Source organism: Deminuibacter soli, from assembly GCF_003412455.1.
Classification (GTDB): domain Bacteria; phylum Bacteroidota; class Bacteroidia; order Chitinophagales; family Chitinophagaceae; genus Deminuibacter; species Deminuibacter soli.
This window is the reverse complement of record NZ_QTJU01000001.1, coordinates 630,769-646,548: the sequence shown is the minus strand read 5'-3', so window position 1 is coordinate 646,548 and position 15,780 is coordinate 630,769. Positions and strand designations below refer to the sequence as shown.

General features: G+C 47.4%; 11 protein-coding genes. 4 read left to right on the top strand and 7 right to left on the bottom strand.

Annotated elements, in window-relative coordinates:
• Positions 1–31 precede the first annotated feature (31 nt).
• Entirely contained in the window at positions 32–322 is a 291-nt protein-coding gene (locus DXN05_RS02710) for a hypothetical protein (protein ID WP_116845659.1), read from the bottom strand.
• A 79-nt stretch (positions 323–401) separates the two neighbouring features.
• The gene (locus DXN05_RS02705; protein WP_116845658.1) at positions 402–1,040 is read right to left on the bottom strand and encodes an MBL fold metallo-hydrolase; all 639 of its coding nucleotides are present in this window, start codon (positions 1,038–1,040) and stop codon (positions 402–404) included.
• Positions 1,041–1,106: 66 nt separating this feature from the next.
• On the opposite strand from DXN05_RS02705, the gene DXN05_RS02700 reads away from it, so the two are divergent.
• Complete coding sequence (locus DXN05_RS02700; RefSeq protein ID WP_245975102.1) at positions 1,107–4,547, top strand: outer membrane protein assembly factor; 3,441 nt, start codon at positions 1,107–1,109, stop codon at positions 4,545–4,547.
• A 34-nt stretch (positions 4,548–4,581) separates the two neighbouring features.
• On the opposite strand, the gene DXN05_RS02695 is transcribed toward DXN05_RS02700, so the two are convergent.
• From DXN05_RS02695 to DXN05_RS02675, 5 genes are all read right to left on the bottom strand, one after another.
• Positions 4,582–5,220: a DUF1361 domain-containing protein gene (locus DXN05_RS02695; protein ID WP_116845656.1), complete on the bottom strand. Its 639-nt coding sequence runs from the start codon at positions 5,218–5,220 to the stop codon at positions 4,582–4,584.
• 2 nt (positions 5,221–5,222) lie between these two features.
• Entirely contained in the window at positions 5,223–5,588 is a 366-nt protein-coding gene (locus DXN05_RS02690; protein ID WP_245975101.1) for a diacylglycerol kinase family protein, read from the bottom strand.
• Between the two features lie 141 nt (positions 5,589–5,729).
• Positions 5,730–7,064, bottom strand: a complete 1,335-nt coding sequence (gene creD, locus DXN05_RS02685) for a cell envelope integrity protein CreD (RefSeq protein WP_116845655.1) — start codon at positions 7,062–7,064, stop codon at positions 5,730–5,732.
• 95 nt (positions 7,065–7,159) lie between these two features.
• Complete coding sequence (locus DXN05_RS02680) at positions 7,160–7,459, bottom strand: winged helix-turn-helix domain-containing protein (protein WP_116845654.1); 300 nt, start codon at positions 7,457–7,459, stop codon at positions 7,160–7,162.
• Positions 7,456–8,076, bottom strand: a complete 621-nt coding sequence (locus tag DXN05_RS02675; RefSeq protein ID WP_116845653.1) for a hypothetical protein — start codon at positions 8,074–8,076, stop codon at positions 7,456–7,458. The genes DXN05_RS02680 and DXN05_RS02675 overlap by 4 nt, the downstream gene beginning before the upstream one ends.
• Before the next feature lie 172 nt (positions 8,077–8,248).
• Between DXN05_RS02675 and DXN05_RS02670 the strand changes: the two genes are divergently transcribed.
• The 3 genes from DXN05_RS02670 (at position 8,249) to DXN05_RS02660 (ending at position 15,473) form a co-directional block, all read left to right on the top strand.
• A complete protein-coding gene (locus DXN05_RS02670) occupies positions 8,249–10,579 on the top strand; it encodes an efflux RND transporter permease subunit (RefSeq protein ID WP_116845652.1) in 2,331 nt (776 codons plus the stop codon).
• Between the two features lie 237 nt (positions 10,580–10,816).
• The gene (locus DXN05_RS02665) at positions 10,817–13,990 is read left to right on the top strand and encodes a SusC/RagA family TonB-linked outer membrane protein (RefSeq protein ID WP_116845651.1); all 3,174 of its coding nucleotides are present in this window, start codon (positions 10,817–10,819) and stop codon (positions 13,988–13,990) included.
• 19 nt (positions 13,991–14,009) lie between these two features.
• Positions 14,010–15,473, top strand: a complete 1,464-nt coding sequence (locus DXN05_RS02660) for a RagB/SusD family nutrient uptake outer membrane protein (protein ID WP_116845650.1) — start codon at positions 14,010–14,012, stop codon at positions 15,471–15,473.
• The last annotated feature ends 307 nt before the right edge of the window (positions 15,474–15,780 follow it).

The following is a 15,780-nucleotide window of genomic DNA, read 5'->3' as shown; positions in this document are numbered from 1 at the left end:
CAGGCGTTTTTTATGTAGTTGCGAAAATGGATTACTGTTCGTCCCAGTCTTCTTCCTCTTCTTCGGTTATTTCGTATACCTCGCCGCCTGTAGCAAAAACAGTTTCATATTCTGTAATCTGCTCATCGCTTAGTTCATCTGCTATTTCGAGCAGGGGAGCGTTCTTTTTGCGCCAGAAACTGGTATGGGCGTTATCACTGTGCAAAAATACCAGCACTGCATTGGCCGTTTCCATAACAGGCTGCACCAATTGGAGTTCTTCGTTTTCATTTTCCTGCACCAGGTAAAACCTGTTCAATTGCAGGTTAGCGTAAGTTGGCATATGGATTTATTTAATGGTTGAAAAATACAGATCTTATCGGGGCGCAAAGTAAAGGATAAATGATGCTATTGTTATTTCCTTACTGCAGATAAGGGTTGTATTTTTTTTCATGACCAATGGTGGTAGACGGGCCATGACCCGGGTATACCACTGTTTCTTCGGGCAATGTAAACAGTTGGGTGCGTATGTTGTTCAGCAACTGGTCGAGATTTCCGCCGGGTAAATCGGTACGGCCAATGCTTTCCCTGAACAATACATCGCCGCCGATGACAAAATGCTGGGCTGCACAATAAAAACACACGTGTCCCGGTGAATGGCCCGGTGCGGCAATGATGGTGAATGTATCGGTGCCCAGTGTGATGGTTTCGCCGGGGGTGAGGTAGTTTACAGGGCCGGTGTACCCGCTGAAGCCCAGCCCGAATTTGAGGCCCGATTCGGGTGCGCGCTGTAATAGCGGATGTTCGTCTGGGTGCAGCCAGGGAATTAGCTTATATTGTTCTGCGGCCCAGCGCAGGCCAAATACATGATCCAGGTGGCAATGGGTGAGCAGCAGCTGAACCGGCGTAAGTCCTGCGCGCAGTACATGATTTTTTATTGTGTCCTGTTCAGCGGAAAAGTAACATCCGGGATCTATAATAATAGCTTCACCCTTTTCGTTGGATAATACGTATGTATTTTCCTGGAAAGGACTGAATGTAAAAAACTCAACCTTAATCATAACTGTATTTTTTGCGTCTTCTATTACAAGTAATTATGCTAATTTTAAAATTCTTAAAGATCGGATATGCAAGTTAAACGCTTCAGGGTTGGAATGCTCTTTTTATTGGCCGTTGCATTGCTTCCACTGTTTACACATGCACAGGTGAATACTGTTGAATTTGGTAAGAACCGGGTGCAGTATAAAAAGTTCAAGTGGAAATTTTACCAGACCAAAAATTTCAATTCCTACTTTAACCAGGACGGTCTGGAGCTGGGCAAGTTTGTTGCCCAGGTGGCTGAAGAAGAGCTGCCTTCCATTGAAGACGGGGTTGAGTACTCACTGCAGCGCAGGGCTAATCTGATCGTGTACAATACTTACGACGATTACAAAACCAGCAATATCGGGATTGACCTTGACTGGCAGAATGCCGGTGGCATGACCAAACTGGTGAACAATAAGGTGATCCTGTTTTTTAACGGCAACCACAACGACCTGCGCAGGCAGATACGCGAAGGCATTGCCCGTATCCTGGTTGACAATATTCTTTTCGGCGACGATATCGGCGAAATAGCCAGTAACCAGGCCCTGCTCGATTTACCCAAATGGCTTACCGATGGTTATGTAGCCTACGTAGCCGAACCCTGGAGCCCCGCAAAAGACGATGAACTGAAAAGCATAATGCTCAGCGGCACCTATACCAACTTTTACCAGTTCGCCTTCGACAAGCCGCTCATTGCCGGCCATGCCTTCTGGTACTACATCGCCGAACGCTACAAAAAAGAAAACGTTTCCTATTTCCTCTATCTCGCCCGCTTATACAAAAACCTGAACAGCGCCTCACAACGCATCTGTAAAAAGAAGTTCAAGGAAGTGCTCAGCGATTTCATGACCTACGAGGAAGATAAATACGCGAAAGACCTGCGTCAGCGCAAGAACGCCGTGAAAGGCCGCCTGAGCGTGGTGGAAGATGTGACCAAGAAAGATTTCTTTCGTTTTGCCGCCAATCCCAACAACAGGGATAACTCTTACGCGGTGGTGGAATTTAAAAAAGGTATTTACAGCGTAAAATATGTTGACAACCTTACCGAAGAACACGTGCTGCTGCGTTATGGCGTGCGCACCTACAACGGCGATATCAATCCGTCATACCCCATCCTGGCATGGGATGGTAAAGGCTCCAGGCTGCTGGTGATTTACTGGAAAGATGGTAAAATAAACATGTTTGTGTACGATGTGGTGGCCCGCATCAAACGCTTTAAGCAGGAAATCAAGGGTTTTGACCAGATGCTCGACGCCAGCTTTATGCTCGATGCCAATACGCTGCTGATCAGCGCCGTGAAAAACGGCCACTCCGATGTATTTACCTACCGCATCGATAATGAGAAGGTGACCCAGATTACCAATGATGTGTACGACGATCTTGACCCTACTTTTGTATCGTTCCCCAACCGCATTGGTATTATGTTCGCCAGCAACAGACCTGGTCCGCTGGCTGTAAATGCCGATACTGTGCTGCCCAGCAGGAACCACTTCAATATCTTCCTGGTAGATATCAACAACAAAAGCGAGTTTAAACAGATTGCCCAGCTCACCAAAATGAAATTTGGCGATGCCCGCAAACCCACGCAATACAATACCAATCACTTCACTTTCGTAACCGAAGAGAACGGTATCAATAACCGCTGGGCTGGTTTGTTCTCCACCGCACGCGATGGCCTCGATACCCTGTATTACATCGGTGACGAGGTATTGCGCAATGCCACCAACAAGGAAATGGATTCTACCCTGAATGCCTGGCAGAAAAGCGAGCCGGACAGCATCAGTTATTTCCAGATTTACAAAGATTCTACCTATACCTTCCCCATCACCAACTACCAGAGCAGCCTGCTTGAATCGCATATTGCAGGCGACAAAGGCCAGGTAAGTGAAGTGCGCAGGGAAGGGGATTATAAATTCCTGTACAAACTGCGTGTTGATTCGGTAGCCCTGGGCAAACGCAATGTGAATGCAAGGCCAACCGACTACATTAAAAAGCAGATGCAGGAAACCCGTTTGCAGAATACCAAAGAAATTGAGCAACCGGCAGACAAACCGGGCAATCAGCCCAAGGAAAATATTTTCCAGAACGAGTTTGAAGACGAGAAGCCCAAAGCGGGCGACAGTACCAAACCTGCTGTTACCCCCGGCAAAGCGCCGCCCGCTGCTGCCAACCCGGTGCGTGGCTTACCACAGGTGCCTGGCCAAAAAGCCGGTACACTGGCCAAAGCCAGGCTGTATAAGTATGGCTACAAATTCAGTGCAGACTACCTGGTGGCAGGTATTACCAATAATATACTCATCAACCGTTTTCAGCCGTTTGGCGGTTATACCCAGTCAGGCCCCATTTACCTGAACAATGGCAACGATGTAAACTTCACCTTCAGGGTGGGAGTGAGCGATTTGATGGAAGACATCAAGTTTGTAGGCGGTTTCCGTTTTGGTACCAACCTTACTGATAAAGACGTATTCTTCTCTTTCCAGAACCTACGTAAGCGGTTGGACTGGGGTTTAACCTACTACCGCAGCAATACCAAAAACTTCTACGGTGGTGAGCTGGGGTACGAGCACATGCTGGTGACCAACCTGTACCAGGCGAATATTTCTTATCCGTTTGATGAAACCAAAAGTGTCCGCTTAACCGCAGGTTTGCGTACAGACAGGATTACGTTCCGTCCGTTTGATTATTATTCCGGCGGTTATCCAGACCCAACCGGTTTGCCGCTGACCGATTCACTTGACAAAACCATCGTGTCAAGGCTGGAGTATGTGTACGATAACAGCATTAACCCTGCCCAGAACATCTGGAATGGCCTGCGTTATAAAATCTACGCCGACATGTTTATCCCGGTAGGTGGTGACGTGGAAAAAGGCACCAAAATTTTCAACATCGGTTTCGACGGCAGGCATTACCTGAAAATATACCGCAACTTTATATGGGCAACCCGTGCTGCCGGCGACTTCTCTTTCGGCCGCGACCGCATAGCCTATTACCTGGGTGGTGCAGATGGCTGGATTGGCGCCAAATTTAACCAGGCCAATTACGCCTCGTTTGACCAGAACTACAGGTACCAGTCGCTCGCTATAAACATGCGTGGTTACAACCAGAACCTGGCCAATGGCAACAATGCCATGGTAATAAACAGTGAGCTGCGTTTGCCGGTGTTTACCACTTTCTTTAATAAACCCATCAACAACGCCTTTGTGCGCAACTTCCAGCTGGTACAGTTCTTTGATTTTGGTACAGCCTGGGCAGGCAGTTTAAGCAATATCGGCCGTCCTACCTCTATCTTCAATGTTAACGATGGCAACAACCCCATTACCGTAAAAATCCGGTCAGGCGGTATTGGTCCTTTTGCAGGCGGTTATGGCTTTGGTGCACGCAGTACATTGCTGGGCTATTTCCTGAAAATTGATGCAGGCTGGCCTATGAAAGGCGTGTTCCGCGGAAGCCCGATCTGGTATTTTGCTTTGGGACTTGATTTCTAAACATACTTTACAACAGTGCAATACAACTGCCCGGCTACTGGAAGCCGGGCAGTTTTTTTATGGTGTAAAAGCTGAGGGCGAGAAAAAGGCCGAACAAAAACGTAAACCCCCAGGCCTGCATATTGTGCAGCGGATCGAACACATGCTGAAACAGCGTATGCGCCAGGTGTTGCGGGTCGCTCACCACATCCCAGCTATTGAAACGCAGAAACCGGCCCAGGTAAATACCATATGCACAGGCAACATGCAAGCCTGTGGCACCCAGTACCGGGAAGCGGCGCAGCTGCGTGTGCAGCAGCAGCCAGGTTTCAACAGGCAGCAGTGACAGCATAAATAACAACAGGCCATTCCATGCGGCAGAAAGTACAATCAGCAAATCGTACCAAAGCGGTACAGGCGGCCGGTTGCTGAAATGCAGTATATCGGTAACCAGGTAAGCCGTATTGGGATAGAACAACAGCCACAGGCCGCATAGTGCCGCACTTTTCCAACCCCACCGTGCTTGGCGGGCCAGCAGTTTGGCCAGCACAACGGGTACAATGGCGAGCACCAGGTTCCAGGCATAGAAAAAATACGCGGGCGAGGTATTGTAATGCAGGCGCAGCACTATCAACAGCAGGGTAAAAGCAACATGTGCCAGTACCAGTTTTTCGGTGAGGTTTAACCTGGCCATGATTACAACAATTTAAGCTTGGGTACAAATACAATGCAGGCAATAACAACACTGCAAACAGCCGACCACAATACCGCGCCGGCAGCCACATCTTTGATAAATTTTATGGCCGGGTGCTGACCCGGATGCAGTAGGTTGCACAGCTTTTCTACTGCGCTGTTCACCATCTCTAAAGAGATAATGGCCGCAATATTGCCAATAACCAGCAGCCATTCCCCGGCGCTGATGTGCAGCCAGGCACTCAACACAATGGTTGCGCAACCCAGCAACAGCTGGATACGCCCGTTGCGCTCGCTTCTGAAAAACTGGATGATGCCGTCGAAGGCATAAAAGAACGATTTGATAAATGGAATGATACTATTGTTCATGCATACCTGGTTTGAATGTTTCGTTGAAAGGAGAGAATAAAAAAGCCCGTGATTCCCCCTGGTTTCACGGGCCCGGTGTTTCTTGCACAAGCTCAGCGGCGCAGGGTTCAGGCAGGCTGAGCGTTTTGCTGTTCACAGGTTTTACAGGGTTTCGGATAAAGACTGGTCAGGGTTTAAGCCAACCGGGTTAGGGTACCAGCTTATTTTCCGGCTGAAATACATGATAACACTCAGAATCACAAACAAACCAATGCTGCCTGCCAGCAGGGCAGTATCCTGCAGGCGTATAATCACAAAAAGAAATCCGTACAACAGGCTCAGGGCACCGGCGAATACAGCAGCAGTTCGCCATTTTTTAAAATGTCCCTGGGCATACAGGGAAATAAGGGCAATGGTGGCCATAGCGGCAACCAGGTAAGCTGCGTCAAAATCAATATACTCGCTGAAAGAGAGCAGCAGTGTGTAAAACACCACCAGCGCAAAGCCCACCAGCAGGTATTGTACCGGGTGAAAAGGTTTGTGTTGCAGCAACTCAATCAGCAAAAACAACGCGAAAGTGAGGCCGATGACCAGCAGCGCATATTTAATACAGCGCAGGGTTTTGGCATACTGGTCTTCATCTGCCTGCTGAATCATCGATACCCCTACGGAGATATTTTCTTTATCGGGCAACACATCGGTTAAAGCCGTGCCGAAGGGCATATTGGCTTCATTGAATACCCAGGTGGCGTTAAAGCCTTTGTTATTCACCGTGCTGGAAACAGGCAGGGTATTGCCATCAAAGCCCGGCCGGCTCCAGGTAGAGTGCATGATGAGTTTGCTGTTGGCTGCAAGTGGTGTAACATGCAGCGAGCCACTGCCTTTAAGCGCAAACTCCACGGCAAAGGATACCTGTTGGCCAACCTGCGTAGCATCCAGTGTTACAGGGCCTGAGAAACCCGTGCTGTCAGAGCGTTTTACGGGCAGGTCTGCCTGCAGGTTAACCAGGCTGTCTTTGCAGGTAATATGCGGCGTTTCCTCCATGCCCTTAAGATCACTGATGCCCAGGTAAAGCCGCGCCTGCTCCCAATGCACCACAGCAGGGTTAACGGAAGCAGGCAGTTTAAAGTTAAAGTTGCCCTGCATGCTGATGTGTGAGCGGTACAGCAATACCTGGTAAATAGATTCGCTTTTCTTTTCCGGACTTAAGCTGGCCTGCACCTGCAGGTTTTGCGGCAGCAGCATAAGGTATTGCTGCGTATTGAAGTTCGATTGATAAGGCACAACAATGTATGGTCCGCTAACAGTTTGCGCAGTTGCCCAGCGCGAAGTAAGTGATTGCGTTACCGCGCGCTGCCGGGCCTGCCGCTCCTGCACCAGCTGCATTACAAACCAGGCGGGGATAAGCAGCAATAAGGTAAGCAAACCGGTAAAGCCGGCTTTCAGCATAATTTTTCCGCCCGCGTATATGTTGTTGAAAGAAGAGGTGGTTGCCATGATAATGTTGATTATGTAAGGTTGATGATTGAAATTTGTTATCGTTAACGGTATTTAAAAGTGCTTTGTGTTTCAAAGTATTTGTGCAAAAAAATTTAATTCATTGAACGGATCATTTGTTCCAGGGCATCGAGATGCGACTTGAATGCTTTTTCGCCTGCCTTGGTTACGCTGTAAGTAGTATTGGTTTTGCGCCCGATGAATGCTTTCTGCACTTTAATGTAAGTGGCTTCTTCCAGCGTTTTCAGGTGGCTGGCCAGGTTGCCGTCGGTAACCTGGATCAGTTCCTTGAGATCGTTGAAGTTGATGGATTCGTTCACCATCAGTGCGCTCATAATACCCAGCCTGATGCGGCTGTCGAATATTTTATTCAGATGTTCTATCGGATTTTTCATGCTTGCTTCTCGTATTTCCACCACATGATAGCGCCATAGGCAATATGTGCAATGCCAAAACCTGCCGCCCAAAAATACAATCCATAACCAACAAACCAGCAATTGGTTAATCCCAGTAACAGCTGAACTATTGCCAGGTGCCTTATTTCTTTAAAAGTGTATTTACTGGCATTCAGCAGCGATAAACCATAAAAGATAAGGCACGACGGCGCTACCAGTCCGTATACCCCAAGGTCAACCAGTTTCAGCGTAAACAATCCCCCCACACCCAGCGGGATAATCATGTTGATCATTAAGCGCTGTGCCTGGGTACCCCAGATAGGCACATGCGTTTTTTTGCTGCGCAGGTAAGTAAAAAAGAATGCAGAAATTAAAGCTGCCAGGAATACAATCACCGCTACTTTTACCAGGTGGAGTGTCAGGCTTATAGCTGCATACGCTTGCCCGAAGTTGGTATGTTCAATCGTATCGTTTACGTACCAAGCGCCTGCCAGCGCACAAACGCCTGCCGAAATACCGCTTAACCCGCTTAGGCTGATAAAACGGCTGCTGCGTTCCATCATTTGCTTGATGTCGCGTATAGTATCAAGGGAAGCCCCGGCAGGTTGGTTGGTCATAAAAGTGCTTTGTAATTCAAAGTAACAATGTCCGGTTCATATGGCAAAATTTTTTTCCGTTGTCGATGCCCGTACGCTATTTGCCGGGTTTGCCCGTTGTTTACGGTAAGGAATGCTTTTCTTTGCATCCGATTTTCGCAAATACCCCCTTTTCAAATATTAATTTGTTTATATGTGGTACAGGTTAGGAAAGTTCATATTGAAGTTCAGGCTGGCTTTACTGGTGCTGTTGTTAGTGGCAACGGCAGTGATGGCATTCTTCGCCAGGAAAATTCAAATGAGTTATGAGTTTTCAAGGGCCATCCCTACTGATAATATTAAATACCGCGACTACCAGTCTTTCCTCAAACGCTTCGGCAGCGATGGCAATACCGTAGTGCTGGGCATTGCCAGCGACAGCTTTTTTACCCCCGCCATATTTGCCGCAGCTGAAAAAATGCACCAGCAGCTGAAACAGGTAAAAGGGGTAGAAGCCATACTGGATGCACCCGAGGCAGTAAACCTGGTACGCGACACAGTAGCCGATAAGCTGGTGCCCACGCGCATATTTGCCACCGGTGCTTTAAACCAGCAACAGCTCGACAGTGGCCGCCGGTTACTGGAAAGCCTGCCCTTTTACAAAGGCCTGCTGTACAACCCCGCCACACATGCCTACCTGTTTGCCGTAACCGTAAACAAGGATACCGCCAACAGTAAATCACGCTCAAGGCTTATCAACGATATCATGAAACCCGTGCAATCGTTCGCCACTGCCACCAACCTGCAGGTGCATGTAAGCGGTTTACCTTACATACGCACCACGGTAGCCGACCGCCTGCAGAAAGAGCTGAAATGGTTTTTGATTGGTTCGCTTGTATTATCGGCCATTACACTGCTGCTGTTCTTCCGCTCGGTAAGTGCCATGCTGATGAGCCTGGCGGTAGTATGCATCGGCGTAGTATGGAGCATTGGCACCATGGTATTGCTGGGTTATAAAATTACCCTGCTCACTACCCTTATTCCGCCGTTGGTGGTGGTAATCGGCGTGCCTAACTGTATTTACTTTTTAAATAAATACCATACATCCTATAAAGATACAGGTGATAAAAACGCGGCACTCATAACCATGGTGGGCCGTATGGGCGTGGTAACGCTGTTCTGCAATATTGCTGCTGCTATTGGACTGGGTGTATTTGCCCTGACCAAAAGTAACCTGCTGAGCGAGTTTGGTGTAATTGCCGGTCTCAACATTATGTTGCTGTTTGTTATATCGCTCATTTTTATACCACCTGTACTCAGTTACCTGCCTGTGCCCAAACCCAGGGAAATGAAATACCTTGACAACAGGATGCTCGAGCGCATGTTGCTGCGTATTGAAACCTGGACGTTCAAACACACCAAATGGGTGTATACTGTAACCATTGCGCTGGTGCTGCTGGCATTGAGCGGCATGTTTAAACTGAAAGCCGAAGGTTTTATTGTAGATGACCTGCCAAAAGGCGATGTGCTGTATACAGATTTAAAATGGTTCGAATCTAATTTCGGTGGCTTAATGCCATTGGAAATACTGGTAGATACCAAAAAACGCAACGGTCTCTTCCGCTCACTGAAGCCGATCGAAAAAATAGATTCTTTCTCGCGTTATGTGGCCGGTCGCCCCGAAGTGGCGCGACCTTTATCCCTGATGGAAGGAATCAAATTTGTATGGCAGGGTGTGAACGATGGCGATAGTGCTTACTATGCCATTCCTTCTGAATTTGAAGCACCCATTCTTAAAAAGTATTTAAAAACAGGCGCCAAAGACAGCAGCAGCAATAACAAACAGGCTGCAGCCATGAACAAGCTGCTGGCCAGTTTTATGGATTCTGCCAAACAGGTGGCCCGTATCAGCGTGAACATGAAAGACGTGGGTACCGTGCGCCTGCCGGTTATCCTGCATGAGTTTGACAGTGTGGCCAAACAAACATTCGATACCGCACATTACAATGTTACATTTACTGGCAGCAGCGTTACCTATCTCGAAGGTTCTGTCTTTATCATCAACGGGCTTCGTGATAGCGTGTTGTGGGGCTTTGGCTTAATTGCATTGTGTATGCTGTATCTCTTCCGCTCGTTCAGGATATTGCTGTGCTCACTCATCCCGAATATTATTCCGCTGATGATCACTGCCGGTGTAATGGGCTGGACGGGCATTGCCCTGAAACCAAGTACCGTACTGGTGTTCAGCGTGGCATTGGGTATTGCCATCGATGTCACGATACGGTTCCTCGTCAATTACAAACAGGAGTTGCCCAATTATAAAAACGATGTAAAGGAAACACTGGTTCAAACCATCCATCACACCGGTGTAAGTATTGTGTATACCTCACTGGTGCTGATTGCCGGGTTTATCATTTTCTGTGTAAGCAGCTTTGGCAGTACCAAAGCCCTGGGCTGGTTAACCTCGCTTACGCTGATTGTAGGCACATTTACCAACCTTATTCTGCTGCCTGTATTGATATGGCTTTTCCGCAGAAAAAAATAATAAACAACCCTATCTTGTTTTATAAACGCCGCAGTATACCTGCGGCGTTTTTTTATGCCTTTTTGCTCCGAATATTCAAATGATATTATAAACGATTATATATATTCATTTTGGTGCTTTAGCCTCTTAATTTGTCATTTACGACATCTAAAAATATCATTTAGTCGCCTTTTTCTTTTATTTTTTTGCTAAGGATTGGTTATATTAGTAATTCATCCAAAACTAAAGGTTACACACATGAGAAAACTATTGGGCATGGCTGCGGCAATATTATTGCTGCTAGGCGATGCATTGTCCCAGACTGCACGTACAGTTACCGGGAGGGTAACTGACGACAAAGGCGCTCCCCTCGCCAACGTAACAATTGCCGCACTCGGCACAGAAAAAAGGGTAGTACAGGCTGCCATCTCAGACGCCCGGGGAAATTTCAGCATCAGCATTACGGAAAAAGTAAAAACACTGCAATTTGCCTTTGTTGGGTATGAAGAGCAGCGCATTGGCGTTTCCGGCAAATCAACGGTTGAAGTAAAGCTCACAAGCAATGCCACCAGCCTGGCAGAAATTGTTGTGGTGGGTTATGGCACACAAAAACGCAAAGACCTTACCGGCAGCGTGGCTTCTGTAAAAGGTGCTGCTATTGCCGATGTTCCTGTACCCAGCTTTGACGGCGCTTTATCCGGCAGGGCTGCAGGTGTGCAGGTAGTAGCCGCCAACGGCCAGTTAAATAACCCGCCTATCTTCCGCATACGCGGTAATAATTCACTTAGTCTTAGTTCATATCCGCTGGTGGTAGTTGATGGCGTGCCCACCTTCACCGGCGATGTAAGCACGGCCAACACCTCATCCAACCCGCTGGCGAGCATTAACCCGAGCGATATTGAAAGCATGGATGTGCTGAAAGATGCAGCTGCAACGGCCATCTATGGTAGCCGTGCTGCCAATGGCGTGGTTATTATCACCACTAAAAAAGGCCGCAAAGGAAAATCAAAAGTCAGCTACGACGGCTGGGTTGGCTGGACAAGTCCTTCCCGCCTCTGGAAACTGCTTGATGCCACCCAGTATACGGAGCTTAAAAACGAAGCGCTGAAAAATGCAGGCCAGTACAACGATTCTACCAACTATTTCACCTTTACCAACGATGCTTCAGGCAAGCCCATCAACACCAGGTGGTACGATTATATTTATCAAACCGGTTTATCGCACAGCCATACCGCCAGCGTTTCGGGTGGTAATGAATCAACCACTTACTATCTGTCTGCAGGGTATACCAAACAGGAAGGTGTTATTGTAAAAAATTCTTTCGACCGCAAGTCTGTACGCTTTAATCTCGATCACCAGGTCAGTAAATTATTCAGTGCAGGCGTAAGCGCAAACTACTCCAATGAAATGAACCTGGCTTCCACCGGGTCAGGCTCAAAACCAGGTCAGGCCTATAGTTCAGGCGGTTTGGCGCGCCTGGCGCTGATACTGCCGCCAAGTATTGCTCCGTACAAGGCAGATGGCTCCTATAACATTGAAGGCAACCAGATAGGCCGCATGAACAACAAACCGTCTATCAGTTATTACAACCCGCTGCCGTTGATTGACAATGATTACAGTAAAACGGAGAACAACCATATACAGGGCAACGCATACCTGCAAATGAAACCGGTAAAAGGTGTGACACTGCGAACTGTATACGGAATTGACTACCTCAATGCTGACAATAATCAGTTGCTGAATCCCATTCAGGGCGATAGCTACAACAGCGGTGAAGCAGTATCAAACACCATCCGTTACAGAAGATGGGTTTGGACCAATACCGCGCAATATGATGCGGTGTTTGCAGACAAACATTCATTTTCATTGCTGGCAGGTACTGAACAGCAATCAACCAATACATCTGGCTTTGGTATAGACAGAACCAAGGTCAGCGATCCCTTCTTTACCAATACACAGGGTGGATGGCAGGTGAATTCAACCAGCAATACCAATGGCAATGTTGGTCAAAACTACCTGGTATCTGGCTTTGGCCGTTTAACGTATGACTTTAGTAAAAAATATTTCGTCAGCGCCAATCTTCGCCGCGATGGTTATTCGGCTTTTGCACCGGGACGTAAATATGGTACATTCTATGGCTTTTCCGGTGGTTGGGATATTGCCCGTGAGAATTTCTGGGCAAATAATGGCATCCATAAAGTCGTGAATTCATTAAAGTTCAGGGGCAGCTATGGTAAGGTAGGTAACACCTCCGGTATCAATGATTTTGCTTCTTACTCGCTTTACAACACATCGCTGTACAATGGCAGTGCCACACTGGCTTACGCACAAACAGGCAATAAAGATCTTACCTGGGAAACCAGCACCAAAACAGATGTGGGTATCACGTTCGGGTTACTGGATGATATGATTACCGGTGAACTGGCCTGGTACAAAAACAATATCGATAACCTGATACTGAACGTACCGCAATCTGCTTCAACCGGATTGCCCGGTCTTAACGGCAGTCCCGCACTTGTTATTCCGCAGAACGTAGGTTCCATGTACAACAAAGGTGTTGAATTGTCCCTGTCTGCTTCACTGCTGCGTAAAACGCAGCTGCAGTGGACATCTTCCTTCAATATCAGTTTTGCAACAAATAAGGTTACAGCACTTGCGCCGGGTGTTGACAATATTAAAACATCTACCAGTAGCCTTGAAACTGCCAACATTACCCTGCCAGGTTATTCCGCCGGTTATTTATACCTCCTGCCCACAGCAGGTGTTGATCCTGATAATGGCAGAAGAATATTTATCAATGCAGCACACAAAGCCGTAGAATTCGACAGGTCATTGCCTGCCGGTAAACAATACGTATACAAAGATGGCGGAGGTGCGGCGCCGGATATCAACCCTTCCGTAGACCAGGTGCCTTTTGCCAACACACAGCCGAAGTGCTATGGCGGCTTTGACAATACTTTCCGTTACAAAGGCTTCGACCTGGATGTATTGCTCACCTACATGGGCGGTTTTTACCTGTACAACGGTACACAGGCCACTATCAGGGATCAGCGTTTCTGGAACAACTCTACCGATGTACTTAACCGCTGGACAACCAAGGGGCAGGTAACAGATATACCCAAACTGGTATTTGGCGATAACGTATCCAATGGCTCAGCCAACCCTATTTCTGATAATGTGCAGAAAGGCGATTTCCTGAAACTGCGCAACGTAAGCCTCGGTTATACAGTGAAACCTTCTATTGCACAGAAGCTGGGCATTGCCAGCATAAGGGTATATGTAAGCGGACAAAACCTTGCCGTGCTTACCCATTACAAAGGGCCAGACCCTGAAGTGTCTTCCAATGGCAACAGCAGTCTTGCACAGGGTGTTGACAGAAACTCCGTAGCCAACGGTAAGGTAATTACAGTAGGCCTCAATGTAGGCTTCTAACATTTAAAACATTGCAACAATGAAACTGAAAATATATGGCGTTGCAACGATAATGCTATTGCTCGCATCGTTGAGTTCCTGCCAGAAAGATAAATTGAACCCGGTATCAAACACCTCTATTTCCGATGCCAATGCGTTCGATAATGCATCACGTATAAACCTGCAGGTGTCTGGCTTGTATGCTGCTATTAAAACAGGTAACTTTTATGCCAGCCGCTACCTGATTTACAATGATGTGCGCGGAGAAAACTTTATCAACGAAACCAATAACGTGGTAACAGCACGCAATGTGTGGGATTTCACTGTACCATCATCAGATACCTACCTCACTGGTTTGTGGAATGCAGCCTACGCGGCCATCAACAAAGCAAACATTTTTATGGAAGGCATGCAGGCCAAGGGTAACTCAGTTGTTGGTGCTGATCTTGCCAAACAATACAACGGGGAAGCAAAACTGATACGGGCTGTATGTTATTATGCATTGGTGCAAATGTATGCACGTCCTTACTGGGATGGCAACGGCAGCAAACCCGGTGTGCCGCTTCGTTTGAAGGGTATTACCAGTGCAGGCAGCAACAATCTCGCGCGCAGCTCTGTTGCCGAAGTGTATGCACAAATAATCAGTGATCTTGATTCTGCAGAAGCCAACCTGCCGGCAGATTATAAAGACGCTACTAAAAATGTAATACGCGCACAGCGCAACACAGCTATTGCATTAAAAACACGCGTATACCTTTCCATGGGCAACTATGCTAAAGTAATTGAAGAAGCCAATAAAATGGTGCCGGCAACCGCACCATTCCAAACCTCTGCAGGTGTGCCGGCAGGCCTGGAAGCGAATGTAAAAACTGTGTTTACCAGCTACACTTCAAAGGAAGTGATATTCACCATGCCGTTTGTTACCGGTTCTGATGTGCCGGGCGGCCAATCGCAGCTGGCTTCGTATTATATGCCGGCAAGTTCCCCAACAGGAGGCGCAGGCGAGTTTTCGCTGAATGCAAAAGGTATTATTGCAGAAAAAAGCTGGACCGACGGAGATGCGCGGCGCGGATTTATCTACTCCGGCAGCAACGGCAAAAAATGGCTCGCTAAATGGACAACGCCAACACCTTATCCCGACTGGATTCCCGTGATACGTTATGCAGAAGTATTGCTGAACCTGGCAGAAGCGAAAGCGCGTGTAAGCGGTACAGTAGACGCACAGTCTGTTGCCCTGCTGAATGCGATACGCAACCGCTCTGATGCAGCTACCACTTTTACCACAGGCAGTTTTGCTACCTCACAGGATCTGCTGGATGCGATATTGCTCGAGCGTAACATCGAGTTCCTGGGCGAGGGCATACACGCCATTGACATACAGCGCCTTGGCTTGCCGTTCCCTGCAAAGGGCAGCGTTGCCGCGGTGGATGCAACCAACAGTGCCTACATCTGGCAGATACCTACCAGTGAAACGGCTTATAATACCTTGTGTGTACCTAATTAAATTCCGGCTGTAAAGGAAAAAGACGTTTATTTCTACAGTGTTGATTTAGGGCTGCCCCTTCCGGGGTGGCCTTTTTTATGCGAAAACGTACCCCGCAGCATGGATGATTGAAATATCTATTTTAACAATTTAATCAATTGTTTAAAAATTCATAAATTTTAATGTCGCATAATAAGCTGGTTATTATCTGTTTAAAATATTTAAAATAAAAATATGAATGCCGTTCATCCAGTGTGTTAAGATTTTTTTATCATTTACTCTATATATTCGTAGCGAACTCTGCATCAAATATACTTATGGGAATTTT

Excerpts from the sequence above, each read along its gene's own strand:
- DXN05_RS02710 (WP_116845659.1), bottom strand. The coding sequence starts at position 322 with ATGCCAACTTACGCTAACCTGCAATTGAACAGGTTTTACCTGGTGCAG.
- DXN05_RS02705 (WP_116845658.1), bottom strand. The coding sequence starts at position 1,040 with ATGATTAAGGTTGAGTTTTTTACATTCAGTCCTTTCCAGGAAAATACA.
- DXN05_RS02700 (WP_245975102.1), top strand. The coding sequence starts at position 1,107 with ATGCAAGTTAAACGCTTCAGGGTTGGAATGCTCTTTTTATTGGCCGTT.
- DXN05_RS02695 (WP_116845656.1), bottom strand. The coding sequence starts at position 5,220 with ATGGCCAGGTTAAACCTCACCGAAAAACTGGTACTGGCACATGTTGCT.
- DXN05_RS02690 (WP_245975101.1), bottom strand. The coding sequence starts at position 5,588 with ATGAACAATAGTATCATTCCATTTATCAAATCGTTCTTTTATGCCTTC.
- creD (WP_116845655.1), bottom strand. The coding sequence starts at position 7,064 with ATGGCAACCACCTCTTCTTTCAACAACATATACGCGGGCGGAAAAATT.
- DXN05_RS02680 (WP_116845654.1), bottom strand. The coding sequence starts at position 7,459 with ATGAAAAATCCGATAGAACATCTGAATAAAATATTCGACAGCCGCATC.
- DXN05_RS02675 (WP_116845653.1), bottom strand. The coding sequence starts at position 8,076 with ATGACCAACCAACCTGCCGGGGCTTCCCTTGATACTATACGCGACATC.
- DXN05_RS02670 (WP_116845652.1), top strand. The coding sequence starts at position 8,249 with ATGTGGTACAGGTTAGGAAAGTTCATATTGAAGTTCAGGCTGGCTTTA.
- DXN05_RS02665 (WP_116845651.1), top strand. The coding sequence starts at position 10,817 with ATGAGAAAACTATTGGGCATGGCTGCGGCAATATTATTGCTGCTAGGC.
- DXN05_RS02660 (WP_116845650.1), top strand. The coding sequence starts at position 14,010 with ATGAAACTGAAAATATATGGCGTTGCAACGATAATGCTATTGCTCGCA.